Genomic DNA, 24351 nt, shown 5'->3' with positions numbered 1-24351 from the left:
CCCTACACCTTGAACACCGACACCGCCGACACCAGCCGGTTCGCCTGATCCTGCAAGGAAGCCGCCGCTGCGCTGGCTTCTTCGACCAGCGCGGCGTTCTGCTGGGTCACCGAGTCCATCTGCGAGACGGCCACGTTGATCTGCGACAGGCCATCGCTCTGCTGACCCGATGCCGAGGCGATTTCCCGCATCAATTCAGTCACCTCGCGGATGGCCGAGACGACACGCCCGATGACCTGGTTGGCGTGATCGACCTGTCGAGCGCTGTCTTCCGCCTGGGTGACGGAGCTTTCGATCAGGCCCTTGATCTCCTGAGCGGCCGTGGTGCTGCGCTGCGCCAGGGTGCGGACTTCGCCCGCGACGACGGCAAAGCCGCGGCCTTCTTCACCCGCCCGCGCCGCTTCGACGGCGGCGTTGAGGGCCAGGATATTGGTCTGGAAAGCAATGCCTTCGATCGTGGCGATGATGTCCTTCATGCGCTGAGCGCTGTCGGCCATGGCGTGCATGGACACGACGATCTCGCTGACGGCGGCATTGCCCTCGCCGACCATGCGGGCGGCGTTGTCGGCCAGGCCATTGGCGCGATTGGCGTTGTCCGCGTTCTGGCGCACGGTGGCGGCCAGTTCTTCGAGGCTGGCCGCCGTCTCCTGCAATGCGGCAGCCTGCTCTTCGGTGCGCTGCGACAGATCGGTGTTGCCCTGAGCGATCTGAGTGGCCGCCGTGGACACGGATTCGCTGTTTTCCCGAATGCCCGAGATCAAGCCGCCCAACTGGGACTGCATGGTTCGCATGGCATACAGCATGCTGCCCTGGTTCCGCTCATCCACCTGGATGGATGTGCTCAGATCGCCCTGGGCGATGCGCGTGGCCGCACCCGCCGCATCGGCCGGTTCGCCGCCCAGCGGGCGGATCACCAGACGATTGAGGAACCAGGCCAGCACCAGCGAGACAATGAGGATGCTGGCCAGCCCCAAGGCCAGGGACACGTTGCGCATGTCGGCCACCTGCGCCAGCACGCGGTCCAGCGGCACGCTGACATAGAACGACCAGACCTGGTCCAGGCCTGCGATGGCCACCGGCACCACCACGGTATAGGCATCCGTGCCCAGCGTCTCGTTATATTGGATGTACTCCTGCACGCCGCCTTTTTTGATGGCCTGCCCGATCTCGGAGCCGGCCTCGATCAGCGTACCGACCATGTCCTGGGTCGGATGGGCCAGCAGGCGATTGCCCTGGGAAATCAGGCCGGCATAGCCAGTCTCGTAGGGGCGGATGGCCGCCACGCGCTCCTGGAAACGCTGCAAGCCGAGGTCCGCACCCGCCACGCCCAGGGTTTTTCCCTGGAGCTGGATGGGGATGGCGATGCTGGTCATCATTTCTTCGCGCCCTCCGACCGGGTAGGCGAACGGCTCCAGCAGGACGGGACGGCCCGTGTCACGCGCCAGCAGATAATAGTCCCCCTTCCCCGGCTGGTCGTAATCGACGATGGGCGCGTACGTGGGCTTGCCCCCCTCCCAATACCAGTAGGGAATGAAACGGCCCGTGGCATCATGCCCGGGCTTGTTCGCATAGTCGCGATCCTGCGCGTCGAATGCATCGGGTTCCCAGCCTTGCCAAACGCCGAGAAAGGTCGGATTGCCTGCCAGGACTTCACGCAGCATGTTGAGGGAAGCCTCCCGATCCCCCGGCCCGCTGGCGCGCAAGCCCTGCCAGGTCTGGGCCATGGTACGAACGGCGGCCATCGCTCGTTCGATATCCTGTTCGACGACGCCGGCTTCCTGTCGGGCCAAGGCCTCGACATACGCGTAGGCGGCCTCTGTCTGCATGGAGGATGCCTGACGCACCATCACCAGCACTGTGACGATGAACCCTAAAGCAATCATGCTGACCACAGCCATCAGCATGCGCGCACGCAAGCTCAACCGACCCCACCGCATCCAACATCCCCTCGGATTATTTTGTTGACGTGCCGCCATACCGTGCGCACTTGTGCCAGCGAGCCTTACAAATATCTGAATGGCTTATCGCATCGCGTCAATTCTACACATTTCCACATATACGCCCATCCACAAATATGTCGATTTATCTACCGTAATTGCCGTTTTGCCTTAGCGAAAGCGGGCACGCAAAACAAAGGCCCCGGATCACCGGGGCCTTGAAGGTACTGCGTGCTACGAAATCGAATCAGCGATCAATTCGATCCGCCGCTGTCACCCTGCTCGATCAGCTTGCGGCCGGCGTCCGTGACCTTGACGCCCAGTTGCTGGCGCAGTTCGGTCAGTACGGCCTGCTGCTCCACGCTCCCCCAGAGACGGGCCATCTGCTGGCCCAGGCCGGCGAGCGCGGGGGTGTCCGTCGTGCCGGGCTGGACCTTGTCGACCTGGACGATCGCATAGGCGCGCGCCAGCGCCACGCCGCCGAAAGCCGGCAAGGCCTCGTCCGCCTCGACCGAGAACGCAGTGTCCAGCACGTCCTTGGACAGGCCGGCGGTGTCCAGGCGGCTGATGGTGACCGGTTCGTCGAAGCCTTCGTCCGCGGGCTGGGCCCGCAATCCGGCCAGCGCTTTTTCGCCTTCGGCCACGGCGGCGGTCAGAGCGCGTTCATTCGTCAGTTGGGCGTGGATCTGCTTGCGGACCTGATCCAGCGGCGGCACGTGGGCCGGAGTCACTTCCCCGACGCGCACCACGGCCATGGTATCGGGCGAGATCTCGATCACGCCGGAATTCTGCTTGTCGGTCAGAACCTGGGAGCTGAACAGGGCCTGGCGCACACGCACGTCGCCCAGGATGGCGGAATCGTCGGAGGCCGAGGCGGCGTTCGCACCCGCTTCGTCGGCGCTCAGCAGGCGATCGCGCGCGATCCCGCCGGCATGCCGGACTTGCAGACCGAGATCCTTGGCGGCGGGGTCCAGGCTGGACGGATTGTCATAGACCAGGCTGGTCAGCTTGGTCGCCATGTCGGCAAAGCGGTCGGCGGCCAATTGGCGGCGCACTTCGTCCTCGACCTTGGCGCGGGCCTGCTCGAAAGACTCGCCCTGCTCGGGCTGAACCTGATCGGCCATGAAAATGTGGTAGCCGTCCGGCCCCTTCACGGGATCGGAGATTTCGCCCTGCTTGAGCGCGAACACGGCCTGTTCCATGGGCAGCGGCAGCGTGCCGCGCTGGATCCAGCCCAGGCGGCCACCGTCGCGCGCCGTGCCGGCATCCTGGGACTCCTTGCGGGCCAGTTCGGCGAATTCGGTCGGTTCCGCGCGGGCGCGGGTGACGATGCCTTCGGCCTTGCTCAGCGCGGTCTTGGCCACGTCGTCGGAAGCGCCGGACGGCAGCTTGATCAGGATGTGGCTGACGCTGACGCGCGCCGGCACCACATAGCGCGTCTTGTTCTGTTCGTAATAGTCTTTGAGCTGGGCTTCTTCGATCGTCGGCACGCTGGCCAGGGCGGCGGCCTCGTCCAGCACCAGATAGTCGGCGGACACCTGCTCGGGCAGGCGCAGCGCATCCTGATGGCCGTCGTACCAGGCCTGGATGTCCTGATCGGACACCTGGACTTCCTTGGCGTGGTCCTCGGCCTTGAAGACCCGCAGACGGATGGTGCGTTCTTCGGTCAGGGCGCGCTTGAGGCTGTCGAGCACCGGGGCCGGCAGGCCGGCCGTGTCGCGCACCGGACCCAGCACGCGGTCCAGCGCCAATTCGGAGCGCTGGCCGGCTTCGAAGTCGCGCGGCGTCAGGCCGTAAGACGTCAGCACCTCGTTATAGCGATCAGGGGAGAACTGCCCATCGACCTGCAGTTGCGGCATGGCGGCGATGGCACGGCGCAAAGCGCCGTCAGACACGCTGAAATGATCCTTCGTCGCCACGGCAATCTGCAGCCTGCGGTCGACGAGCTGGTCCAGCAGCGCCTGGCGCGCCTGGGGATTGTCCAGCAGCGCGGGATCAAAACGGCCCTGGCTGCTTTCCTGCATCTGCTGCAACTGGTTGCGCTGGGCCTGGACGAATTCCTCGCGGGTCACCGCGGCCCGGCCGATTTCGACCAGGGCCGGATCGGCCGTGACGAAGGAATAGCCGCTGACCCCGAGGAACACGAAGGACGGAACCACGAGGACCAGGAGAAGAAACTGCATCAGGCGTTGATGCGTACGGATGAAATCGAACATGAACGGCTCACCTGCTGGAGTCTGACGGCCCCAGGGCCGCGCGCACGAAATGTTCCGCAGTTTACCACCGTGGAACACCCACCCGCCTAGGGAGCCTCTGAATCAGAGGTTCCCCGGACGCGGAGCGCCCCGGCCGCTCAAAGGCTGGCTAAAATGCGGACTGTCCTCCTTCGGCGCCCCGCTCATGCCCACACCCCATTCCGCCTGGCCCTGGCCGGCCTTCATCGCCCATCGCGGCGGCGGCCGCTTCGCGCCCGAGAACACGCTGGCGGCCATGCGCACGGGCGCCGCCGCCGGATTCGGAATGGTGGAATTCGACGCCAAGCTCAGCAGCGACGGCATGCCCTTTCTGCTGCATGACGATACCGTGGACCGGACCTCGGACGGCCACGGCCTGGCCAGTGCACTGGACTGGCGCGCCCTGGGCGGCCTGGATTTCGGCAGTTGGCACGGGCCGGATTTCGCCGGGGAGCCCGCCCCGTCCCTGCTGTCCGTGGCCCGTTACACCCGCGCCCACGGCATCCACAGCAACGTCGAAATCAAGCCGACCACGGGGCACGAGACCGAAACCGGCGTCGCCGTCGCCCGCGCCGTCGCGTACCTGTGGTCAGGCGCCGGCCTGCCGCCGCTGCTGTCCTCGTTTTCCGAGAGCGCCCTGGAGGCTGCCCGCACGGCCGTGCCCGAATTGCCCCGCGCCCTGCTGATCGAAGGCCCGGTCCCGGCCGACTGGCGCGCCCGCCAGCAAGGCCTGGGCTGCATCGGCCTGAACATCGACACGCTGCACGCCGACGAAGCCACGGTGCGCGACATCCTGGATCAGGGCGCCACCCTGGCCGTCTGGACGGTCAACACGCCCGATCGCGCCCGCGAATTACTGTCCTGGGGCTGCCACGCGGTCTTTACCGATGAACTGCATCAGGTGCGGGCGGATGCGCCCGGCCTGGCCCGATAGAACGATAGACCGCCCATGTTCAGCTACCGCCACGCCTTTCACGCCGGCAACCACGCCGACGTCCTGAAGCACGCCATCCTGGTCCAGATCCTGGACTACTTCAACCACAAGGACGCGCCCTACTGGGTGATCGACACCCATGCCGGCGCGGGAATGTACGCCCTGGACGGTGAATGGGCCGGCCAGAGCGGCGAGGTCATCGACGGACTGGACCGGCTGCTGGGCGCGCCCCAGCCGCCCGAACTGATCACACGCTACCTGCGCGCGATCCAGGACTTCAACCCCGACGGCGTCGCCAACCGCTACCCCGGGTCGCCCGCGCTGACCCTGCACGCCCTGCGCGCACAGGACAAGCTGCGCCTGTTCGAACTGCACCCCACCGAAATCGAGGTGCTGGAGACCACCCTGCGGCACCTGGGCACCTCACGCCGCCAGGTCGCCATCGCCCGCGAGGACGGTTTCACCGGCATGAAGCGGCTGCTGCCGCCGCCGACCCGGCGCGGCCTGGTCCTGATCGACCCGGCCTACGAGGACAAACAGGACTACCGCCACACCTTGCAGGCGGTGCGCGACGGCCTGGAGCGCTTCGCGTCCGGCTGTTTCGCGGTCTGGTACCCCCTGGTGCAACGCGTCCAGGCGCATGAAATGGCCCGTGCGTTCGAACGGCTGCCGGTAGAGTGGGTGCACGCCACCCTGACGGTGCGCAAACCGTCCGCCGACGGACTGGGCCTGCACGGCAGCGGCATGTTCATCGTCAATCCGCCCTGGACGCTGCACGAGGAATTGCGCGCCGCCCTGCCCTGGCTGACCAAAACATTGGCTCAGGACGAGCATGCCCGGCATACGCTGACGAGCAGCGCGCAGTCTGCCGTATCGGCCGGCGCCTCTGCCGCGTCGCCTGTCAAAGCCGCGCCCCAGTCACGACGGCCGGCTGATGGCCGAACCGCGCCGCGCGCCGGGCGCGCCCCGGCTCAGAAGCGTTCGCCGTCCCGCAAGTAGCGCCACTGGCCCATGGGCAGGTCGCCCAGTACGATGCGCCCCATGCGCACGCGCTTCAGGCCCACGACCTTCAGCCCGACCTGTTCGCACATGCGGCGGATCTGGCGCTTGCGGCCTTCGCGCAGGATGAAGTGCAACTGGTCTTCGTTCTGCCACTGCACCTGGGCCGGCCGCAGGGCCTGGCCGTCCAGCGTCAAGCCGTGGTTCAGCAAGGCCAGGCCGCCGGCCGACAGGCGGCCTTCGACGCGCACCAGGTATTCCTTTTCGATCGAGGAATCGTCGCCGATCAGTTGGCGGGCGACGCGTCCGTCCTGGGTCAGTACCAGCAGGCCCTGAGAGTCGATGTCCAGCCGTCCGGCGGGCGCCAGCCCGCGCAGGTGCGCCGGATCGAAGGCGGGACCGCCGCCGTGGGCCGTCCGGTGCTGGGTGCGCGCCTGGATCAGGGACACGGCCAGGCGGTAGCCCTGGTCGGACTGATGCGACACATAGCCGACCGGCTTGTTCAGAATGATGGTGACCTTGTCGGTCTGGCGGCGGGCGGCCTGGCGTTCAAGCGTGATGCGGGCGTTGGGCAGCGCCTTGCTGCCCAGCTCGTTCACGATCTTGCCGTCCACGCGCACCCAGCCGCGTTCGATATAGGCGTCGGCTTCGCGCCGCGAGCACAGGCCGCGCTGGGCCATGAGTTTTGAGATTCGGACCGGTTCCATGATGCTGCGCATTTTATCGCACTGTCCGTGCCGTCCAGGCCAAATGGGGCATGCTATCGTGAGGCCCCTTGAAAAAGCCCCTTCGGCCTGCTGCTTTCAATGACTCCGGACACCGCCCTGCCCCGCCCCTGGCGCAGCCTGACCGCCCCCGCGCTGGACCGCGTACAACAGTCCTGGCTGCACCGGCCCGGCGCGTTGACCGCCGGGCTACGACGTCTGGGAGAGGTCCGGCTGACGGTGCGCCGCGAAGCCGTCGAGGCCCTGACGCCAGGCTGGGCCGCCGAAGCCGGGCTCGACGCCGGCGCCCCCGTCTGGTGGCGTGAAATCCTGATGACGGTCGATGACGTGGCCGCCGTCCAGGCCTGCAGCTTCACCCCCCTGCGCGCCAGCCTGGGCGTCTGGAAGGCCATGCGGGGCCTGGGCCAACGCCCCCTGGCCGACATCCTGTACCGGGACCCGCGCATTGCGCGCAGCGGCTTTCGTTTCGGCCGACTGAAGGCGCGCCGCGCGGACGGCACCTGGGTCGGCGCCGCCCAGGACGAGACGATTCTGGCCCGGCACTCGGTATTCACGCGACTGAGCCAGCCCCTGCTGGTGGCGGAATATTTCCTGCCGCCGTTCTGGACGATCGCAGCGTGGCCTGCAGCGACAAGCCCTTGAGCCGATCAGAACCGGATCTCGAGATGCGCCCGCACCCCATGATCATGCGCACCGGAGGCAAGCTGGCCGGTGTACGCAATGCCTAGCGTGGTGTTGGACTTCAGCCGGTAATCCAGCCCGGCTTCGAGCACCGCGCTGTTGCGGGCGATGGGCGTGCCGCTGACGGTGAAGGCCGTGCCGCCCGCCGCGAAGCCTTGCGTCGATTCCGGCAGCGTATTGCCAAAGGCATGCCGCCAGCCGAGCGTGCCGGTAACAGAGAGCGCCGCGCCGCTGTCGAGTTCAAAGGCCGAGGCCGCGCGCACGCCCAGGGTAGAGAACGTCGTACGGCTGGTCTCGGACTCGGTCGCCAAAGCCGCCGCGCCGCCGTGCTCGGTCAAACCCTGGCTGCGCACGTTGACGTACGCGAGATTGACGTAGGGCTCGAAGCGCGTGCGGCCCGCCTGGATGCCGTAGGCCAGTTCCCCGAAGACCTGCGCCGTGCGGGCCTGGGCTTCGGCCTTCAGATGATCCGTAAAGCCAGGCATGGCCACACTGCGGGTGCTCGACAAGGCGTGCCAGGAATGGGCTGCGCCCGCGCGCAAGGCAAGATCGCCCCACTGGGTGCCGCCGTAGAGGCCCAGGTGGTAGTCGTCGCTGGAGCCGGATGAATTTCGGTCATTGAGCTTGAAATGGCTGCGGCCCAGGCCTGCCATCAGGCCCAGATACCCGTCACCCAAGGGGCGGTCGACGCCGAAGAACAGACCCTGGCTGTCGTGCCTCAGCGTGGCGGCGTTGCCGTCGCCGGGGCTGCGGCCCCAATGGCCGTAGGCCTGCGCCCAGACATGGGCGCGGGTGGATGCGGCGGGGGTCGCCGCCTGCACGCTGCGCAGTCGGTCATTGGCGGCATCGCGCAGCATGCGGCTGTTTTCGATGAGCACACCGCGCGTGGCGGCATGGATCTCGCCCGAAAGCTGGTCGAAGGCGGATCGCGCCGTATCAGCGGACAGGCCCAGCACGGCATCGTGCAGCCCATGACCCATGCCCAGGCTTTCGACGCCGCTACCGGCAGCGATCTGGTTGGGTGTGCCGCCGATATCGGCAAAGGACGCCGCGTTACGCGTCAGGGTCAGGAAAACGGTGTTGGGATCGTAGCTGAGCGAAGGCGTGAGAAAGGCCAGATTGGACGTCACGTCTTTGAAGGTGCCGGTGACGCCGCCGGTTGCGGTGAGGATCGTATACGTGGTGGAGGATTGGTAGTTCCCGGCTTCGACCAGTACCTGCACTGTGGCAAGGCCGCTGCCAAGTGCAGCCAACCCGGTGGAGGCGATCCTGTCGGACTGGCCCGCAGCGTTGGCTTCGACTTCGTAGGTAGAGCCTGAATGGAACAAGATAGCGGGGACGTTGAGGGTGCCGATGGAGTGACCCGGCGCAATGGTGCCTGCGACGGCAGTAACTACACTGCCCGCCGTGCCGATGCCTTGCAGACGGCCCCCCACCTCGACAATCAGTCCGCCACCGAGTCGCCCGTCGACGGAGAGTATGCCCTTGTCGACCCAGGTCACGCCGCTGAAGCCGCTGGAATCACCGGTCAAACGCAAACGACCAGAGCCGTCCTGATGGACATTTCCGAAGCCAGAAATCACGCCGTCGAACGTAGTGGCATCGCTGCGGTTGAAACGCAGTTCACCCTCATTGAGGACATTGCCATCCAAATACCCTGTCGTGCCGCCTGCCCCGATGTGCAGGACGCCCTTATTGTAAATGGAACCAGACGTATTGACATTACTGTAACGATAAAGAAAACCCTCGTTATAAATAATACCGGTGACCTCATTGATGAGAACGTCATAGTTGATAAAAACGCCGTTGTTCAGGAGCTCGCTGCGGTTGATGATTTCATTAAGATTGACGATTTTACCGTCGTTTGCGAGGCGATCTTTATTTTCAAGAGTTTGATTATTGATGAGGTCCCCGCCTTCATAGATGTGGCCACCGTCAAATGCTCCAGAAGCATAGTCCCAAGGAATTTGATGCTGCTGACCTGGAAGCACTTTAATGACTTCCAGCCCCCACGCCACGCCATTACCCCCACACAGCACCCCCGCCAGCAGCGCCACGGAAACCGTCCGCCCTCTCTGCATGACGCCCAAAGCACGGTTGAATACAAAACGGTCAATGCGGTTCATGCGGCTCCTTGCCGGCAGCATCATTCAATCCAGCCGAGACTGTATAAAAACACTCTCGCACCAATATTTGATTGAGACCGTTTCCGGTGCCTCACAGGGCAAATACCCCCAACATCGACCCTGGATGTTAAATTTTGGCGATGTCCTCGCCCCTCATCCGCTATGCCGATCTCGTCTTTCAGCCCGATTTGCGTGCTGCGACGCGGGACGACGGCACGACCCTGAGCCTGACCCGGCAAGAGCGCGCCCTGATCCTGCAGTTGACCCGGCGGCCGCAGCAACTCGTCACGCGGCAACAATTGCTGGACGGTCTGGGCGATCTGGCGGGTGATCTGAACGAGCGCAACATCGATTATCTGGTGAACCGGCTGCGCAAGCGGCTGGGAGACCATGCGCGCGCGCCCCGTTTTATCGCCACGCAATACGGCGAAGGCTATCTCTGGATCGCGGACCCGATGGCGGTCGAGCCGGTCTCGGCCTTTCTGGTGGTCGGCCCGGTGTATGGCCTGGGCGAAAACGCCGACGCTGCCGCCGTCGTGGATCGGCTCAGCGCCCAGATCGGCCAGGCGCTGCGCGGCAGCCGCACGGTGCTGTGCCTGCCGCACTGGCGGTTTGCGCCGGAGGCGGCAAGCCAGGTCGCCCATAGCCTGGAAATCAGCCTGCTGGCCGAAGACGGCCGCTTGCATCTGGCGCTGGTGCTCAAGGACGGACGCACCAACACGCCCATCAGACCGTTTCGCCTGACTCTGCCGCTCGCGCCGGACACTGCGGAACTGGCCGCCTTCGCGCAATCGCTGGTCGATGCCCTCTGGGCGTATGCCGCACTGCCGGACGGCGCGCCGCCCAACCCGACCGACCGGCCCTTGCTGCTGCGCTTGCACGATGCCGCCGTGCTGGTCACGGGCGATATCGAAAGCTGGCGCCATAATGCGCAGCGGCTGCGCGCGGCCCACGCGGACAACCCCGGTGATCCGGCGCTGGCGGTGCTGCTGGCCTTGAACCGCTATACCGAGCTGATCCAGGGGCCGCTGTCGCCCGATGCCACGCCGCTGACCGATGCGCAATGGCGCGACGTCGAAGACGATATCGAGCAATTGGCGCCGGGCGCATTGGCCAAGGCCGATGGCGAACCGATGCTGTTGCTGGGCATCGCCAAGGTGCTGTGTTTCCTCGACCGGGGCTATCTGAAACTGGCCGCCCAACTGACCGACGCGGCCTTCCAGGCCAGCACGGCGTTTGCCGCCGCCTTCAGCATGAAAGGGCTGACCCTGGCCTGCCAGGGGGACATCGACCGCGCAGTCGAACTCTACAGCCGGGCGATCGAGCTGAGCGAACCCGGGTCCCAGTTTCACATCTATCTCTTGATCCTGAAAGGCAGCGCCTTGCTGGCCGCCGACCGGCGCGGCGAGGTGGCGCAGATGGTCGCCGAACTGTCCGCGCTCGACCCCGCGAGCCGGGGCTGGATCGGTCTGATCTTTCTATCGCCCAAGGCCAGGCACACGCCCCCGGCCCTGGCCATGATCCCCAAAGAAGCGGGCCGGCGCATGCTGACCTACCTGCACCGGACCACCGCCCGCCAGTTCGAGCGTCGGCATCATCGCAAGAACGTCCTGCATGGCCTGGCCCTGCATCTGGCCCGCGCGCATGGCGAGGACGTGATTCCACCAGCAGTGAAGGAATATTTTCCGAAGCGGTTCACCGACGCATCATGAGATCGCCGGCGTCTCAAAGCCGGGCGGTGATGCTGCTCGGGACATGCACGCGCCGAGACTGCCGCCTACAAGGCCTCGATGCCGCTTTCGCCGGTGCGGATACGCACCGCCTGCTCGACCGGGGTAACGAAGATCTTGCCGTCGCCGATCTTGCCGGTGCGCGCGGCGCGGATGATGGCCTCGATCACGCCCTCGGCCCGGTCGGCCGCCACCACCACGTCGATGCGGATTTTGGGCAGAAAATCCACCACGTACTCCGCGCCGCGATAGAGTTCGGTGTGACCTTTTTGGCGGCCGAAGCCCTTGACCTCGGTGACGGTCAGGCCGTTGACGCCCAGTTCGGACAGGGCCTCGCGCACCTCATCGAGCTTGAAGGGTTTGACGATCGCCGTGATCTGCTTCATGTCGAACTGCGCCATGGTATCGGGGTTCCGCTGAAAAGCTTTTAATATAGCGCAGACGATGCCCGCCCGGCCTGATGCACCGCTGAACGCGTCCCCTCGATCGTGGCCCGGCGGCGCCTGCAAGTCCGGCGCCCCCCTCCTTTATAATGCGTCCACTATGTCCAATACCCCGTCCGCACACAATCAATTCGACAACAAGTCGCAGGCCTGGTCGGCCCGTTTCTCCGAACCCGTCTCCGACCTGGTCAAACGCTATACCGCCTCGGTCAACTTCGACCAGCGCATGGCGGCCTTCGACATCCAGGGCTCGCTGGCCCACGCCGACATGCTGGCGGCCGTCGGCGTGATCAGCGCCGCCGACCTGGCCGACATCCAGCGCGGCATGACGCAGATCCTGGAAGAAATCCGCGCCGGCGGCTTCACCTGGTCGCTGGACCTGGAAGACGTCCACCTCAACATCGAAAAGCGCCTGGTCGAACTGATCGGCGACGCGGGCAAGCGCCTGCACACGGGCCGGTCGCGCAACGACCAGGTCGCCACCGACATCCGCCTGTGGCTGCGCCACGAAATCGATCTGGCGATCGAACTGCTGCAGCAATTGCGCCAGCGGCTGGCTGCCCTGGCCCTGGAACACGCCGACACCATCCTGCCGGGCTTCACCCATCTGCAGGTCGCCCAGCCGGTCACCTTCGGCCACCATCTGCTGGCCTACGCGGAAATGTTCGGCCGCGACGCCGAGCGCCTGGCCGACTGCCGCCGCCGCACCAACCGCCTGCCCCTGGGCGCCGCCGCGCTGGCGGGCACGTCCTACCCCATCGACCGCGAACGCGTCGCCAAGACCCTGGGTTTCGACGAGGTCTGCCGCAATTCCCTGGATGCGGTGTCCGACCGCGACTTCGCCATCGAGTTCTGCGCGGCGGCTTCGCTGATCATGACGCACATCTCGCGCCTGTCCGAAGAACTGGTGCTGTGGATGAGCCCGCGCGTGGGCTTCATCGACCTGGCCGACCGTTTCTGCACCGGCAGCTCGATCATGCCGCAGAAAAAGAACCCCGACGTGCCCGAACTGGCGCGCGGCAAGACCGGCCGCGTCCACGGCCACCTGGTCGCCCTGCTGACCCTGATGAAGGGCCAGCCCCTGGCCTACAACAAGGACAACCAGGAAGACAAGGAAGGCCTGTTCGACACCGCCGACACCATCCGCGACACGCTGACGATCTTCGCCGACATGATCGGCGGCATCCGGGTCAAGGCCGACGCCATGCGCGCCGCCGCCCTGCAAGGCTACGCCACCGCCACCGACCTGGCCGATTACCTGGTCAAGCGCGGCGTGCCCTTTCGCGACGCCCACGAAACCGTGGCGCTGGCGGTGCGGTCCTGCGAAGAACGCGGCTGCGATCTGGCCGACCTGTCCCTGGACGAACTGCGCGGCTTCCATGCCGACATCCAGGACGACGTGTTCCAGGTGCTGACCCTGGAAGGCTCGGTCGCCGCCCGCAAGCACATCGGCGGCACCGCGCCGGAGCGCGTGCGGATCGAGGCGCAGCGGGTGCTGGACGCGACTTAAGCCAGATCCGCGCCCAGCGTTTCACGCTCGTCGAACACGAAACAGCGGCCTTCAAATCCCGGGCCGCCGGTTTCCTCGAAGTATTTGAGGATGCCGCCTTCGAGCTGATAGACGTGGTCCAGGCCTTCCTCGGCCATGAAAATGGCGGCTTTTTCGCAGCGGATGCCGCCGGTGCAGAAGCTGACCACCGTCTTGCCTGCCAGATCCGCACGATGTTCCCGCACCGCCTCGGGAAACTCTGAAAACTTCGTCAACCGCCAGTCGATGGCACCGGTGAACGTGCCTGCGTCCACCTCGAAGCCATTGCGCGTGTCCAGCATCACGACCTGACGCCCCCGGTCATCCCGGCCCTGCGCCAGCCAGCGCGCCAGGGTCGGCGCATCCACAGCAGGCGCCCGCCCGGCTTCGGGCCGGATCGCCGGATGATTCATGCGGATGATTTCGCGCTTGATCTTGACCCGCACCCGCTTGAACGGCACGGTCTCGGAATAGCTGTATTTGACCTGCAAGGACGCGAAACGGGCATCCGCGCGCAGCCAGTCCAGAAATGCCTCGATGCCGTCTTGTCCGCCTGCCAGGAACAGATTGATGCCTTCAGGCGCAAGCAACACCGTGCCTTTCAGCTCCAGCACCAGAATCTGCGCCAGGATGCGCTCGCGCAGATCCGGCAGGTCGTCCAGGGACACGAACAGGTAGGCGGCAATATTGGTAATGAGGGGCATGACGGCGGGCGAACAATAGACCAGGCCGCATTTTAGAGGAATGCCGCGATGCGGCCCACCATAGAGGAGAGGCCTTCAGCAGCGTTCGAAAACCGCGATCGCGGCCATCCGCCCGATCCAGTGGTTCTCCCGATGGATAAAACGGATCACACGTCGGCTCATCCCGGCTGCCATCCTTTATCCTGACCTTTTGAAGGGCTCATCACCAAAACATGAACTGCTCGGACATTCAGACGAGGACTCGTGAAGTATATACTACGATATATACCACCAACCCTCCCTACACTCAGGAGGTTCGTCATGCAAACCGCCAAACTATTCATCAATGGCCGCAGCCAGGCTGTGCGGCTGCCCGCCGAGTTCCGCTTCGAGGGCAGCGAGGTTTTCATCCGCCGCGATCCCTTGACCGGTGACGTTATTCTCTCCAGCCGTTCCGGCTGGACGTCGTGGGACGAGTTCCTGGCTCAACGCGATCTCGATGCTGTGCCTGCCGACTTTCTGGCCGATCGCCGTCAGCCACCTCAGCAAACACGCTCCTGGGCTGTCGCCGAACCAACCAAGGACGCGACATGAAACCACACTACATGCTGGATACCAATATCGCCAGCTATTTACTGCGCGGCGGTTACTCTCGCCTGGAACAACGGTTACGGCGTGAAAGCGTCTCGAACGTCTGCCTCTCCGCCATTACCCGTGCCGAGTTGCGCTACGGAGTGGCTCGCCTGCTGCCTGAAGCCACAAGACTCGAACGCGAGGTCGAACGGTTCTTGCAAGGCATCACCACGCTTTCTTGGGACATGGCGGCGGCCGACGCCTACGGCGCCGTGCGGGCAAGGCTTGAACGCGCCGGCACGCCCATCGGCGCGCTGGACACGCAAATCGCCGCGCACGCGCTGATCACTAACACAACCCTCATCACCCATAACACCGGCGAATTTCGCCGCGTGCCGGGCCTTCGCACCGAAGACTGGACGACGGATTGACGCCGTGTGGGCTCAAACGCATAGGCCGGCTGCACGCCAGTCCGGGACGATCAGCAGCCCTCTCTACGCTGCCCGCCCCCGCCCCGCCGGCACCCCCAGCCCCAGCAGCGCCAGCACCGCGAAGACGGCGCCGGCCAGGAAAGTCGCGGACGGCCCCCAGGATTGCCACAGCCAGCCGGCCAGGACGCTGGCCAGCAGCATGCACACGCCGCTGGCCAGATTGAAGATGCCGAAGGCCGTGCCCTTCATGTCCTTGGGCGTCGTGTCGGCCACCATCGCAGACAGAATGCCCTGGCTGAAGCCCATGTGCAGCCCCCACAGCGCCGCGCCTGCCAGCAGCAGCCAGACGCCGCCGCTGGTGACCGCCAGCGCCAGGTCCGCCAGCACCAGCAGGACCAGGCCGACCGCCAGGATGACGGTGCGCGGCATGCGGTCCGACAGCCAGCCGGCCGGGTAGGCCGACAGCGTGAAGAACAGCGACATCACGATCAGCACGACGGGCGCCCAGGCGGCGCTCAGGCCCATGTCCTGTCCGCGCAGGATCAGGAAGGCCTCGCTGAAGCGCGCCAACGTGAACACCGTGCCGATCGCCACCACCCGCCAATAGGCGACGCTGAAATCGCGCGCCGCGCGCCAGCGAATGGGAGAACGGAACGATCGGCCCTCGCCCGCGTCCGGGCGGGCTTCACGCACCCCCCAGAACAGCAGCCCCATGGCGATCACGCCCGGGACCACGGCGAACCACAAGACATGGCGGATGTCGGTGAAAACCAGCATCAGGACGACCGCCAGGCCCGGCCCCAGGACCGCGCCCACGGTGTCCATGGACTGGCGCAGCCCGAAGGCCGCGCCGCGGATTTCCGCCGGGGTGACGTCGGCCACCAGGGCGTCGCGCGGCGCGCCCCGGATGCCCTTGCCGATCCGGTCGATGAAGCGGGCGGCGAACACTGTGCCGACCGAGTGCGCCAGGGGGAACAGGGGCTTGCTCAGGGCCGCCAGGCCATAGCCCGCCAGCAGCAGGCCTTTGCGCCGGCCCAGATAGTCGCTGATGGCGCCGGAAAAGACTTTGACGATCAGCGCGGTGGCCTCGGCCACGCCCTCGATGACGCCGACGGCCAGCACGCTGGCCCCCAGGCCCGACACCAGGAAAATCGGCAGCAGGCTGTGGATCAGCTCCGACGACAAGTCCATGAACAGGCTGACCAGGCCCAACATCCAGACCGTGCGCGGAATAGCGCACTTTCCGTCGGCGGCCGCAACGGAAGGATGAGACCGGACACGGAGCAGTCCCTGCGGACTGCTCCGTGCTTGACGAATCCGAACCGCTTGCAAGCGGCGAGGTGGACGACGTGAGGACTTGTTCAGAGATTCCCCTAGGGTTCGAAAACCGCGATCGACTCCACGTGTCCCGTGTGCGGGAACATATTGACCGCACCCGCGGCCTTCAATGTCCATCCCCCCACATGGCACAGCATCCCGGCATCGCGCGCCAGGGTTGCGGGATTACAGGACACGTACACGATGCGGCGCGGACGTTCGTCCGGCGCCAAAGCGGCCAGCGCCTGCGCCACGGCCAGCGCGCCTTCGCGCGGGGGGTCGATCAGCATGCGGTCGAAATGGCCCAGACCGCGCAACCAGTCGGTATCGACCTCGAACAGATTGAGTTCAGTGAATTCGGCCTTGTCCGCCAGGCCCTGCCGGGCGGCGTCTTCGCGGGCGCGGGCCACCAGCGTGGCGCTGCCCTCGATGCCCACGACCGCGCGGCCTTGCGTGGCCAGCGGCAGGCTGAAATTGCCCAGCCCGCAGAACAGGTCGGCGACACGGTCGCCGGGCTGGACGTCCAGCAAGGTCAGCGACCGCGCGATCAAGGCCTGGTTGATGTACGGGTTGACCTGGGTAAAGTCGGCCGGCCGGTAATGCATCCGCAGGCCGTAGGCCGGCAGCGCATAGGCCAGCACGTCGGCCCGGTCCGGGTCCAGGGGATGGGCGGTTTCCGGTCCCTTGGGCTGCAGCCACCAGTCGATGCGATGCTGGACGCCGAAGGCACGCAGGCGTTCCAGGTCGTCCGGCGTCAAGGGTTCCAGGTGCCGCAGGCAGAAGACGGTGGACTCGTCACCCACGGCGACTTCGATCTGCGGCATGCGGTCGGGCCGCGACAGGCCGCCGATCAGTGTGCGCAGCGGCATCAGCAAGGCCGAGACGTGCGGCGGCAGCACCAGACAGGTCTGCATATCGGCCACATAGCTGCTGCCGCGTTCACGAAAGCCCACCAGCATGCCGCCTTTTTTCTGCACCAGGCGCACGGACAGGCGGGCGCGATGGCGGTAGCCGAAGGTCGGCCCCTGCAGCGCCGGCAGGATCTGCTGCGGCTTGACCTTGCCGATGTGTTCCAGCGCGTCTTCCAGGGAACGCTGCTTGACGGCCATCTGCGCCGCCGGCTCCAGGTGCTGCATGGCACAACCGCCGCAGACCCCGAAATGCGGGCACGGCGGCTGGGTGCGCTGCGAAGACGGCCGCAGGACGCGCTCGACCTTGGCCTTGTCGAAGGACGGCTTGCGCCGCTTCACGCGGGCCAGGACCCGTTCGCCGGGCAGCGCGCCCTCGGTAAAGACGACTTTGCCCTCGTGATGGGCAATACCCTGTCCCTCGAGATCCAGCGACTCGATGTCCAGGGTCAACAGAATGGGTTCAACCATGATGCCAGGCAGAGAGGAATTCTTTCCAGTGGGGCGCGTCGATCACCGCCAGGGTGTCGCGCACCAGCGAGAGTTCGGCCGCGTAGGCGGTGGCGTCCAGTTCGCCCTTGATGAGGCGGTAGCGGCAATACACCAGCCAGGTGTTGACCACGTCGGTCTCGCAATAGTTGCGCACGTGGTCCCGGTCCCCGGCATGCCAGGCCTGCCAGACCTGCCCGCCATCCATGTCGAGCTTGCCGGGAAAGCCGCACAGCTTGGCCAGTTGGTCCAGCGGCGCATTGGCGCGGCCGTTGAATTTGGCCAGCACGTCCATCAGATCGACGTGGCGGGTGTGATAGCGGTTCAGGTAGTTGTTGAAGCGGAAATCGCGGTCGTCCTCGCCGGTGTCCCAGTAGCGCGGCGCCGCCACGCCGTGGATCAGGCTGCGATAGTGCAGCACCGGCAGGTCAAAGCCCGAACCGTTCCAACTGACCAGGGTGGGCGTGTAGTGGCCGACGGTCTTGAAGAACCCGGAAATCAGGGTTTCTTCGGGATCGTCGGCCTGGCCCAGGGTCCGCACGCGAAAGCCCTGGTCGTCGCGGAACACGCAGCCGATGACGGCGATCTTCTGCAAATGCAGGGGCAGAAAATCGTTGCCGTGGGTCTCGCGGCGCTGGGCCAGCGCGGCTTCGATCAGGTCGGCATCCGGCAGATCGGCCCACTGCGGATTCAGGCGCCGCAGGCCGTCCGCGTCCGGAATCGTTTCCAGGTCGAAGACCAGCGTCGGGATCATCGCGCCGGCAGGTAGGACAAGGGGTTCACGGGCGTGCCGCGACGGCGGATCTCGAAGTGCAGGCGCGGCGAACTGGTGTCGCTCTGGCCCAGGGTGGCGATTTTCGCCCCCTTCTTCACGGATTCGCCGGTCTTGACCAGCAGGGACTGATTGTGGGCATAGGCTGTGATGAAACCGTTGCTGTGGCCCAGCAGGATCAGATTGCCCAGGCCGCGCACGCCGTTGCCGGCGTACATGACCTTGCCTTCGGCAGCGGCCGTCACGGGCGCGCCCACCGAGCCTTCGATGTCGATGCCCTTGGTGGTGGCGTTGAAGCCCTGGATGATCTTGCCGTTGCTGGGCCAGCTCCAGGCGATCACGCCGGCATCGCTGGCGCGCGCCGCCGAGGTGTCGGCCGGCGCGGCCGCACCGCCCGCCGTGGCGCCGGCAGTCTCGCTGCCGGCCGGGGGCGGCGTCGTCTTGACCGGCGAGGTTGTGGCGCCCGAAGAAGGCATCGAGGTGCCGCTGTCCAGGCGCAGGACCTGGCCGATGGCCAGTTGAGAGGGATTGGTGATGTTGTTCAACTGCGACAGGCGCGAGACTTCCATGCCATGCGCCTGGGCGATCTTGTACAGCGTGTCGCCCGCGCGCACGACGTAGGTGCCTGAAGCAGCCTGAGCGCCCGCCGTCGTGGCCGTGCCGCTGGAATGATCGGAGACGGGCGCGCGCGCGGAACGCGAGGCGCAGCCCGACAGGACGGCGACCGACAGCAGCACCGTCAGCAGCAGAGCGGCCTTGGGACGGCGATATGACAAAAAACGCCCGGTGTGTGGCGATTGGGTGAACGGAGCATCTGTCACCAGCGTCCCATCGAGCATGTGGTTCTCCTACTAACTTAAGTCTGCGTGCCGGGACGCAGCGGTACGAATCGGACATCTTCGAGCTCGAGCCGGTGCCAGGACGACGGACCGGTCCGCTCGATCAGAATCAGCCTTTGATGCGCTGTGCCTTCCGGGGCGATCAAACGCGCCCCCACGGCCAACTGATGCAGCAAAGTTTCTGGGATTTTAACCCCCGCGGCGGCCACGACAATGCCATCGAAGGGCGCGCGGTGTTCCAGCCCCTGCATCCCGTCACCGAAACTGAGGCGAACCCGGCCTCGGGCACGCCCTTGCGCCAGGTTCAGACGGGCCTGATCGTACAGGCCGCGCACCCGTTCGATGGCGTAGACCTCGGGGACGAACTGGGCCAGCACGGCGGCCTGGTAACCGCAGCCCGCACCGATCTCCAGGACCCGCGCAGGCGTGCGGCCATCGCTCATGACGGCCAGCATGTGCGCCACCACCCAGGGCTGGGAAATCGTCTGGCCATAGCCGATCGGCAAGGCCGCGTCCTCGTAAGCCCGGCTGGCCAGCCCCTGATCCACGAACAGGTGGCGCGGCACCGCCTGCATGGCCGACAGCACCCGTTCATCCGTGATGCCCTGCTCGCGCAAGCGGTGCACCATCTGCAGGCGCAGCCGGTCCGAATTCAAGCCCAGATTGGCCGCGGGCGCGGCGGGCGTCCGAATCGGAGCTTGCGGCAAAGTGAAGGGGCGCGGTCCGTGGATGCGCGTATTGCTGTTGGCGGCCGAATAGCCGGGCCCCAGCGCAGAGCCCGTCGGGGCGGTGCGCGTGCTGCGGGCCGGCTTGTCCAGCGGATGACGCGGTTTGTTCATCGGGCTTCCATCCAGCGCGCGACCGCGTCGGTCCGCGCGTGATCGGTGAGGTCGGCGCGCAAAGGCGTCATCGACACGGCATGCGCTTCGAGCGCACCGAAATCCGTCTCGGGGCCGCCGTCCAGCGCGCGCCCCACCGGGCCGATCCAGTATACGGTTTCACCATAGGGCGTGGTACTGCGGATGACGGGCTCGGCCGGATGGCGGCGTCCCAGCCGCGTCGTGCGAAAGCCCGCCAGATCGCGATAAGGCACGGCCGGGATGTTGACGTTGAGCAGCAGCGGCTCGTTCCAGGGCCGGTCGCGAAACCGGACCACCAGTTCGTGCGCCACCTGGGCGGCGCAGTCCAGATTGCGCCATTCGCGGTCCACCAGGGAAAAAGCCATGGACGGCACGCCGAACAGGTAGCCTTCCATCGCGGCGGCCACCGTACCCGAATACAGGGTATCGTCACCCATATTGGCGCCGTTATTGATGCCGGAGACCAACAGGTCGGGCTTGAAGCCCAGCAGCCCCGTCAGCGCCACGTGGACGCAATCCGAAGGCGTACCGTTGATGTAGTGAAAGCCGTTGGCTGCCTGACGCACCGACAGGGGGCGGCGCAGCGTCAGTGAATTGGACGCGGCGCTGCAATTGGTCTCGGGGGCCACCACCGTGACCTCGCCCAGCGGCCGCAGTGCCGCGACCAGGGCCTCGATCCCCGCTGCGTTGTAGCCATCGTCGTTGGACACCAGGATGCGCATTTTCTTCATTCCTGCCTGAAACCGGATGGTGCGAATTGTACCCGCGCCCTGCGGCGCTGAAGGAACCTCTGAATAAGTCGAGCGGAAAGCGGGCGCTGCGGATCGGGATGGGATGCAAGGCGCGAACCGCAGCCATAGCCGTCGCTATGGCGAGGATGAGCAACGCCGCAGACCGCCCGAGTCCGCAGATGAACGCGGCGCGGGGACTTGTTCAGGGGTTCCTTTAAAATGCGCCCATCACTTACCCACTGCCGCCCTTCTACCATGACTCCTTTCGTTTCCATCCTCGGCGTGGCCGTCGCCCTGTTCATCGGCTACCTGATGGGCTCTGTGCCCTTCGCCGTCGTGGTCAGCCGCGCCATGGGCCTGAAGGACCCGCGCAGCTTCGGTTCGGGCAACCCGGGGGCGACCAATGTGCTGCGCGGCGGCAACAAGCCGGCCGCCATTCTGACCCTGCTGGGCGATGCCGCCAAGGGCTGGCTGGCCGTGGCGCTGGCCTTCTGGGCTGTGCAGCGCGGTCTGCTGCCCGAGGCCGCCATCCCCCTGGCCGGCCTGGGGGCCTTTCTGGGCCACCTGTACCCGCTGTTCCTGGGCTTTCGCGGCGGCAAGGGCGTGGCGACGGCCCTGGGCGTGCTGCTGGCGCTGCAGCCCTGGCTGGCCCTGGCGACGGCCGCCACCTGGCTGATCGTGGCGCTGGTGACGCGCTATTCGTCCCTGGCCGCGATCCTGGCGGCCATCTTCGCCCCCTTCTACTACATCCTGGGGGACAAGGTGGCCTGGCGTGCGGACCCCTTGACCATTTCCGTGATCGTGATCATCAGCGTCCTGCTGCTGGCGCGCCACAAAGAAAACATCGCCCGCCTGCTGGCGGGCAAAGAAAGCCGGATCGGGACCAAGAAGAAATAATTCAGGCGACGCAGACGTCCCGCAGATCCCAGCGGGGCCGCACTTCGAAGGCCGCGTCGCCGCGCAGAGACGGCAGGTCGACCAGACCGGCGCGCAGCCGCAGCACGGCCGCCCAGGCGATCATGGCGCCATTGTCGGTGCACAAGTGCAACGGCGGGAAATACACCTGCCCGCCCATCGCGTCCAGGGCCTCGCGCAAGCGCACGCGCAGGTGCCGGTTAGCGCCCACGCCGCCCGCCACCACCAGGGTCTTGAGACCCGTGCGGCGCAACGCCTGCAAGGACTTGGCCGCCAGCACGTCGACGATGGCGGCCTCGGTCGAGGCTGCCAGATCGGCGCGAGCCGCGTGATCAGTGGCGCGGCCCTCGTCCTGCAAGGCCCGCATACGGGTCAGCACCGCCGTCTTCAGGCCGCTGAAACTGAAATCCAGATCGCCGCTATGCAGCATGGGGCGCGGCAGCGCATAGGCCCGCGCATCGCCGGATTCGGCCAGCCGCGACAGCTCCGGTCCGCCCGGATACCCCAGGCCCATCAGCTTGGCGCTCTTGTCGAAGGCCTCGCCGGCCGCGTCGTCCAGGGTCTCACCCAGCAATTCGTAGCGCCCCACCCCATCGACCCGCATCAATTGCGTATGCCCGCCCGACACCAGCAGCGCCACGAAGGGGAATTCGGGCACGGCATCGGCCAGCAGAGGCGAGAGCAGGTGGCCCTCGAGGTGATGGATGGGGATGGCGGGCAGGTCGCGCGCCCAGGCAAAGGCCCGGGCAAAACCCGCCCCCACCAGCAGCGCGCCGGCCAGCCCGGGACCGGCCGTGTAGGCCACCGCATCGAGCTCGTCCGGCCGCACCCCGGCCTCGTCCAGCACCTGGCGCGTCAGCGGCACGATGCGGCGGATATGGTCGCGCGAGGCCAGTTCCGGCACCACGCCGCCGTAGTCCCGGTGCATGGCGATCTGGCTGTGCAGGGCATGCGCCAGCAGGCCGCGCTCGGTGCAGGCCACGGCCACGCCGGTCTCGTCGCAGGAGCTCTCGAATCCGATGATCAACATAGGGCGCCAGTTTACCGCTGATTCTTTCTTACAACTGATGCTGAAAGGGTTTTAGAATGGCGAAGCTGTACCCAACAAGAGAGGAGACACCATGCTGGAACAGTTCTTCAAGCTCAGGGACCACGACACCTCCGTCCGCACGGAAATACTGGCGGGTCTCACCACCTTCCTGACGATGTCCTACATCGTCTTCGTCAACCCGGACATCCTGTCGAGCACCGGCATGGACAAGGGTTCGGTCTTCGTCGCCACCTGCGTGGCCGCCGCCCTGGGCTCGCTCATCATGGCCCTCGTGGCCAACTGGCCCATCGGCATGGCGCCGGGCATGGGCCTGAACGCCTTCTTCGCCTTCACCGTGGTGGCGCAGATGGGCTACACCTGGCAGCAGGCGCTGGGCGCGGTCTTCATCTCCGGCGTGGTGTTCGTGATCCTGACGGTGACCGGCGCCCGGGAATGGCTGGTCGCAGGCATTCCTCCTTCGCTGCGATCCGCCATCGCGGCGGGCATCGGGCTGTTCCTGGGCATCATCGCCCTGGGCTCGGCGGGCATCGTGGTCGCCAACCCGGCCACCAAGGTCGGCCTGGGTGATCTGACCCACGCCCCCACCCTGTTCGCCATCCTGGGCTTTTTCATCATCGCCGCCCTGGGCGCCTTGAAGGTCCGGGGCGCCATCCTGATCGGCATCCTGGCCATCACCATCCTGTCGATCCTGACCGGCCACACCCAGTTCCAGGGCATCTTCTCGGCGCCGCCCAGCCTGGATCCCACCTTCTTCAAGCTGGACATCATGGGGGCGCTGAACACCGGCTTCTTCCACGTGATCCTGGTGTTCGTGCTGGTCGAGGTGTTCGACGCCACCGGCACCATGATCGGCGTGGCCACCCGCGCCGGCCTGATCCGCCCGGGCAACCCCGGCCGCCTGGGCCGCGCCCTGCTGTCCGACAGTTGCGCCATCGTGGCGGGCTCGATGCTGGGCACCAGCAGCACCACCGCCTACGTCGAAAGCGCCTCGGGCGTGCAGGCGGGCGGACGCACCGGCCTGACGGCCCTGACCATCGCCGTGCTGTTCCTGCTGGCGCTGTTCCTGTCGCCGCTGGCCGCCATCGTGCCCGCCTACGCGACGGCGCCGGCCCTGCTGTACGTGGCCTGCCTGATGCTGCGCGAACTGGTGGACGTGGACTGGGACGACATCACGGAATCGGTGCCTGCCGCCATCGCAGCCATCGCCATGCCGCTGACCTACTCGATCGCCAACGGCCTGGCCTTCGGCTTCATCAGCTACGTGGCGATCAAGGCCCTGTCCGGGCGCTTCCGCGACATCCACCCGGCCACCCTGCTGGTCGCGGTGCTGTTCGTGATCAAGTACGCGCTGTTCCCGGCGTAATCCTTGCAATCCCGCTCATCGTCCCCACCTACAGAGCATCCCGGGCGGCATCCTGCCGCCCTGATCCGATTCCGGAGTCCCC

General features: G+C 66.3%; 22 protein-coding genes. 9 read left to right on the top strand and 13 right to left on the bottom strand.

The window, feature by feature from the left end:
* Nucleotides 1–2 precede the first annotated feature (2 nt).
* A complete protein-coding gene (locus tag ACFO0J_RS15590) occupies nt 3–1883 on the bottom strand; it encodes a methyl-accepting chemotaxis protein (RefSeq protein ID WP_376813997.1) in 1881 nt (626 codons plus the stop codon).
* Between the two features lie 308 nt (nt 1884–2191).
* A complete protein-coding gene (locus tag ACFO0J_RS15585) occupies nt 2192–4153 on the bottom strand; it encodes a SurA N-terminal domain-containing protein (protein ID WP_376813996.1) in 1962 nt (653 codons plus the stop codon).
* Between the two features lie 184 nt (nt 4154–4337).
* Here ACFO0J_RS15585 and ugpQ point away from each other — a divergent pair, with 184 nt between their 5' ends.
* Nucleotides 4338–5105 (top strand): glycerophosphodiester phosphodiesterase, encoded by a 768-nt coding sequence (ugpQ, locus tag ACFO0J_RS15580; RefSeq protein WP_376813995.1) that lies wholly within the window; start codon nt 4338–4340, stop codon nt 5103–5105.
* Nucleotides 5106–5120: 15 nt separating this feature from the next.
* Complete coding sequence (locus tag ACFO0J_RS15575) at nt 5121–6104, top strand: 23S rRNA (adenine(2030)-N(6))-methyltransferase RlmJ (protein WP_376813994.1); 984 nt, start codon at nt 5121–5123, stop codon at nt 6102–6104.
* On the opposite strand, the gene ACFO0J_RS15570 is transcribed toward ACFO0J_RS15575, so the two are convergent.
* A complete protein-coding gene (locus ACFO0J_RS15570) occupies nt 6077–6811 on the bottom strand; it encodes a pseudouridine synthase (RefSeq protein WP_376813993.1) in 735 nt (244 codons plus the stop codon). The two genes, ACFO0J_RS15575 and ACFO0J_RS15570, sit on opposite strands and share 28 nt — an antisense overlap.
* 99 nt (nt 6812–6910) lie before the next feature.
* On the opposite strand from ACFO0J_RS15570, the gene ACFO0J_RS15565 reads away from it, so the two are divergent.
* A complete protein-coding gene (locus ACFO0J_RS15565) occupies nt 6911–7471 on the top strand; it encodes a chorismate--pyruvate lyase family protein (RefSeq protein ID WP_376813992.1) in 561 nt (186 codons plus the stop codon).
* Between the two features lie 5 nt (nt 7472–7476).
* Here the strand turns inward: ACFO0J_RS15565 and ACFO0J_RS15560 are convergent, their stop codons facing one another.
* Entirely contained in the window at nt 7477–9636 is a 2160-nt protein-coding gene (locus ACFO0J_RS15560; protein WP_376813991.1) for an autotransporter outer membrane beta-barrel domain-containing protein, read from the bottom strand.
* A 140-nt stretch (nt 9637–9776) separates the two neighbouring features.
* On the opposite strand from ACFO0J_RS15560, the gene ACFO0J_RS15555 reads away from it, so the two are divergent.
* Nucleotides 9777–11348, top strand: a complete 1572-nt coding sequence (locus tag ACFO0J_RS15555; RefSeq protein ID WP_376813990.1) for a winged helix-turn-helix domain-containing protein — start codon at nt 9777–9779, stop codon at nt 11346–11348.
* A 65-nt stretch (nt 11349–11413) separates the two neighbouring features.
* On the opposite strand, the gene ACFO0J_RS15550 is transcribed toward ACFO0J_RS15555, so the two are convergent.
* Nucleotides 11414–11752, bottom strand: a complete 339-nt coding sequence (locus tag ACFO0J_RS15550) for a P-II family nitrogen regulator (RefSeq protein WP_376814178.1) — start codon at nt 11750–11752, stop codon at nt 11414–11416.
* A gap of 157 nt (nt 11753–11909) precedes the next feature.
* On the opposite strand from ACFO0J_RS15550, the gene argH reads away from it, so the two are divergent.
* The gene (gene argH / locus ACFO0J_RS15545) at nt 11910–13319 is read left to right on the top strand and encodes an argininosuccinate lyase (RefSeq protein ID WP_376813989.1); all 1410 of its coding nucleotides are present in this window, start codon (nt 11910–11912) and stop codon (nt 13317–13319) included.
* Here the strand turns inward: argH and ACFO0J_RS15540 are convergent.
* Nucleotides 13316–14041 carry a sulfurtransferase gene (locus tag ACFO0J_RS15540; protein WP_376813988.1) on the bottom strand — a complete coding sequence of 242 codons (726 nt, stop codon included), beginning with the start codon at nt 14039–14041 and terminating at the stop codon, nt 13316–13318. The genes argH and ACFO0J_RS15540 overlap by 4 nt on opposite strands.
* Before the next feature lie 300 nt (nt 14042–14341).
* On the opposite strand from ACFO0J_RS15540, the gene ACFO0J_RS15535 reads away from it, so the two are divergent.
* Together ACFO0J_RS15535 and ACFO0J_RS15530 are read left to right on the top strand one after the other, a co-directional pair.
* A complete protein-coding gene (locus tag ACFO0J_RS15535) occupies nt 14342–14614 on the top strand; it encodes an antitoxin (protein ID WP_376813987.1) in 273 nt (90 codons plus the stop codon).
* The gene (locus ACFO0J_RS15530) at nt 14611–15024 is read left to right on the top strand and encodes a type II toxin-antitoxin system VapC family toxin (protein ID WP_376813986.1); all 414 of its coding nucleotides are present in this window, start codon (nt 14611–14613) and stop codon (nt 15022–15024) included. The genes ACFO0J_RS15535 and ACFO0J_RS15530 overlap by 4 nt, the downstream gene beginning before the upstream one ends.
* Before the next feature lie 63 nt (nt 15025–15087).
* On the opposite strand, the gene ACFO0J_RS15525 is transcribed toward ACFO0J_RS15530, so the two are convergent.
* The 6 genes from ACFO0J_RS15525 to surE form a co-directional block, all read right to left on the bottom strand.
* Nucleotides 15088–16239 carry an MFS transporter gene (locus ACFO0J_RS15525; protein ID WP_376813985.1) on the bottom strand — a complete coding sequence of 384 codons (1152 nt, stop codon included), beginning with the start codon at nt 16237–16239 and terminating at the stop codon, nt 15088–15090.
* A 158-nt stretch (nt 16240–16397) separates the two neighbouring features.
* Entirely contained in the window at nt 16398–17720 is a 1323-nt protein-coding gene (gene rlmD, locus ACFO0J_RS15520; RefSeq protein WP_376813984.1) for a 23S rRNA (uracil(1939)-C(5))-methyltransferase RlmD, read from the bottom strand.
* The gene (locus ACFO0J_RS15515) at nt 17713–18492 is read right to left on the bottom strand and encodes a 3'-5' exonuclease (RefSeq protein WP_376813983.1); all 780 of its coding nucleotides are present in this window, start codon (nt 18490–18492) and stop codon (nt 17713–17715) included. The genes rlmD and ACFO0J_RS15515 overlap by 8 nt, the downstream gene beginning before the upstream one ends.
* Nucleotides 18489–19286, bottom strand: a complete 798-nt coding sequence (locus ACFO0J_RS15510) for a peptidoglycan DD-metalloendopeptidase family protein (protein WP_376813982.1) — start codon at nt 19284–19286, stop codon at nt 18489–18491. Before ACFO0J_RS15510 ends, ACFO0J_RS15515 begins: the two co-directional genes overlap by 4 nt.
* Nucleotides 19287–19366: 80 nt before the next feature.
* Nucleotides 19367–20188, bottom strand: coding sequence for a protein-L-isoaspartate(D-aspartate) O-methyltransferase (locus ACFO0J_RS15505; RefSeq protein WP_376813981.1), 822 nt, complete (start codon nt 20186–20188; stop codon nt 19367–19369).
* The gene (gene surE, locus ACFO0J_RS15500) at nt 20185–20931 is read right to left on the bottom strand and encodes a 5'/3'-nucleotidase SurE (RefSeq protein WP_376813980.1); all 747 of its coding nucleotides are present in this window, start codon (nt 20929–20931) and stop codon (nt 20185–20187) included. The genes ACFO0J_RS15505 and surE overlap by 4 nt, the downstream gene beginning before the upstream one ends.
* Nucleotides 20932–21195: 264 nt before the next feature.
* On the opposite strand from surE, the gene plsY reads away from it, so the two are divergent.
* Nucleotides 21196–21837: a glycerol-3-phosphate 1-O-acyltransferase PlsY gene (gene plsY / locus ACFO0J_RS15495; protein WP_376813979.1), complete on the top strand. Its 642-nt coding sequence runs from the start codon at nt 21196–21198 to the stop codon at nt 21835–21837.
* A gap of 1 nt (nt 21838) precedes the next feature.
* On the opposite strand, the gene tsaD is transcribed toward plsY, so the two are convergent.
* Nucleotides 21839–22885 carry a tRNA (adenosine(37)-N6)-threonylcarbamoyltransferase complex transferase subunit TsaD gene (tsaD, locus tag ACFO0J_RS15490; protein ID WP_376813978.1) on the bottom strand — a complete coding sequence of 349 codons (1047 nt, stop codon included), beginning with the start codon at nt 22883–22885 and terminating at the stop codon, nt 21839–21841.
* A 91-nt stretch (nt 22886–22976) separates the two neighbouring features.
* Here tsaD and ACFO0J_RS15485 point away from each other — a divergent pair, with 91 nt between their 5' ends.
* Nucleotides 22977–24269 (top strand): NCS2 family permease, encoded by a 1293-nt coding sequence (locus tag ACFO0J_RS15485; RefSeq protein ID WP_376813977.1) that lies wholly within the window; start codon nt 22977–22979, stop codon nt 24267–24269.
* The last annotated feature ends 82 nt before the right edge of the window (nt 24270–24351 follow it).

The sequence above is a fragment of the Castellaniella hirudinis genome (genome assembly GCF_042651965.1).
Lineage (GTDB): Bacteria > Pseudomonadota > Gammaproteobacteria > Burkholderiales > Burkholderiaceae_B > Castellaniella > Castellaniella hirudinis.
The sequence above is the reverse complement of the archived record's forward strand: the minus strand, read 5'-3'. Positions and strand labels throughout refer to the sequence as shown.

What these genes read in the sequence shown, in the direction of transcription:
- ACFO0J_RS15590 (WP_376813997.1), bottom strand. Translation starts at nt 1,883, where the DNA reads ATGATTGCTTTAGGGTTCATCGTCACAGTGCTGGTGATGGTGCGTCAG.
- ACFO0J_RS15585 (WP_376813996.1), bottom strand. Translation starts at nt 4,153, where the DNA reads ATGTTCGATTTCATCCGTACGCATCAACGCCTGATGCAGTTTCTTCTC.
- ugpQ (WP_376813995.1), top strand. Translation starts at nt 4,338, where the DNA reads ATGCCCACACCCCATTCCGCCTGGCCCTGGCCGGCCTTCATCGCCCAT.
- ACFO0J_RS15575 (WP_376813994.1), top strand. Translation starts at nt 5,121, where the DNA reads ATGTTCAGCTACCGCCACGCCTTTCACGCCGGCAACCACGCCGACGTC.
- ACFO0J_RS15570 (WP_376813993.1), bottom strand. Translation starts at nt 6,811, where the DNA reads ATGGAACCGGTCCGAATCTCAAAACTCATGGCCCAGCGCGGCCTGTGC.
- ACFO0J_RS15565 (WP_376813992.1), top strand. Translation starts at nt 6,911, where the DNA reads ATGACTCCGGACACCGCCCTGCCCCGCCCCTGGCGCAGCCTGACCGCC.
- ACFO0J_RS15560 (WP_376813991.1), bottom strand. Translation starts at nt 9,636, where the DNA reads ATGAACCGCATTGACCGTTTTGTATTCAACCGTGCTTTGGGCGTCATG.
- ACFO0J_RS15555 (WP_376813990.1), top strand. Translation starts at nt 9,777, where the DNA reads ATGTCCTCGCCCCTCATCCGCTATGCCGATCTCGTCTTTCAGCCCGAT.
- ACFO0J_RS15550 (WP_376814178.1), bottom strand. Translation starts at nt 11,752, where the DNA reads ATGAAGCAGATCACGGCGATCGTCAAACCCTTCAAGCTCGATGAGGTG.
- argH (WP_376813989.1), top strand. Translation starts at nt 11,910, where the DNA reads ATGTCCAATACCCCGTCCGCACACAATCAATTCGACAACAAGTCGCAG.
- ACFO0J_RS15540 (WP_376813988.1), bottom strand. Translation starts at nt 14,041, where the DNA reads ATGCCCCTCATTACCAATATTGCCGCCTACCTGTTCGTGTCCCTGGAC.
- ACFO0J_RS15535 (WP_376813987.1), top strand. Translation starts at nt 14,342, where the DNA reads ATGCAAACCGCCAAACTATTCATCAATGGCCGCAGCCAGGCTGTGCGG.
- ACFO0J_RS15530 (WP_376813986.1), top strand. Translation starts at nt 14,611, where the DNA reads ATGAAACCACACTACATGCTGGATACCAATATCGCCAGCTATTTACTG.
- ACFO0J_RS15525 (WP_376813985.1), bottom strand. Translation starts at nt 16,239, where the DNA reads ATGTTGGGCCTGGTCAGCCTGTTCATGGACTTGTCGTCGGAGCTGATC.
- rlmD (WP_376813984.1), bottom strand. Translation starts at nt 17,720, where the DNA reads ATGGTTGAACCCATTCTGTTGACCCTGGACATCGAGTCGCTGGATCTC.
- ACFO0J_RS15515 (WP_376813983.1), bottom strand. Translation starts at nt 18,492, where the DNA reads ATGATCCCGACGCTGGTCTTCGACCTGGAAACGATTCCGGACGCGGAC.
- ACFO0J_RS15505 (WP_376813981.1), bottom strand. Translation starts at nt 20,188, where the DNA reads ATGAACAAACCGCGTCATCCGCTGGACAAGCCGGCCCGCAGCACGCGC.
- surE (WP_376813980.1), bottom strand. Translation starts at nt 20,931, where the DNA reads ATGCGCATCCTGGTGTCCAACGACGATGGCTACAACGCAGCGGGGATC.
- plsY (WP_376813979.1), top strand. Translation starts at nt 21,196, where the DNA reads ATGACTCCTTTCGTTTCCATCCTCGGCGTGGCCGTCGCCCTGTTCATC.
- tsaD (WP_376813978.1), bottom strand. Translation starts at nt 22,885, where the DNA reads ATGTTGATCATCGGATTCGAGAGCTCCTGCGACGAGACCGGCGTGGCC.
- ACFO0J_RS15485 (WP_376813977.1), top strand. Translation starts at nt 22,977, where the DNA reads ATGCTGGAACAGTTCTTCAAGCTCAGGGACCACGACACCTCCGTCCGC.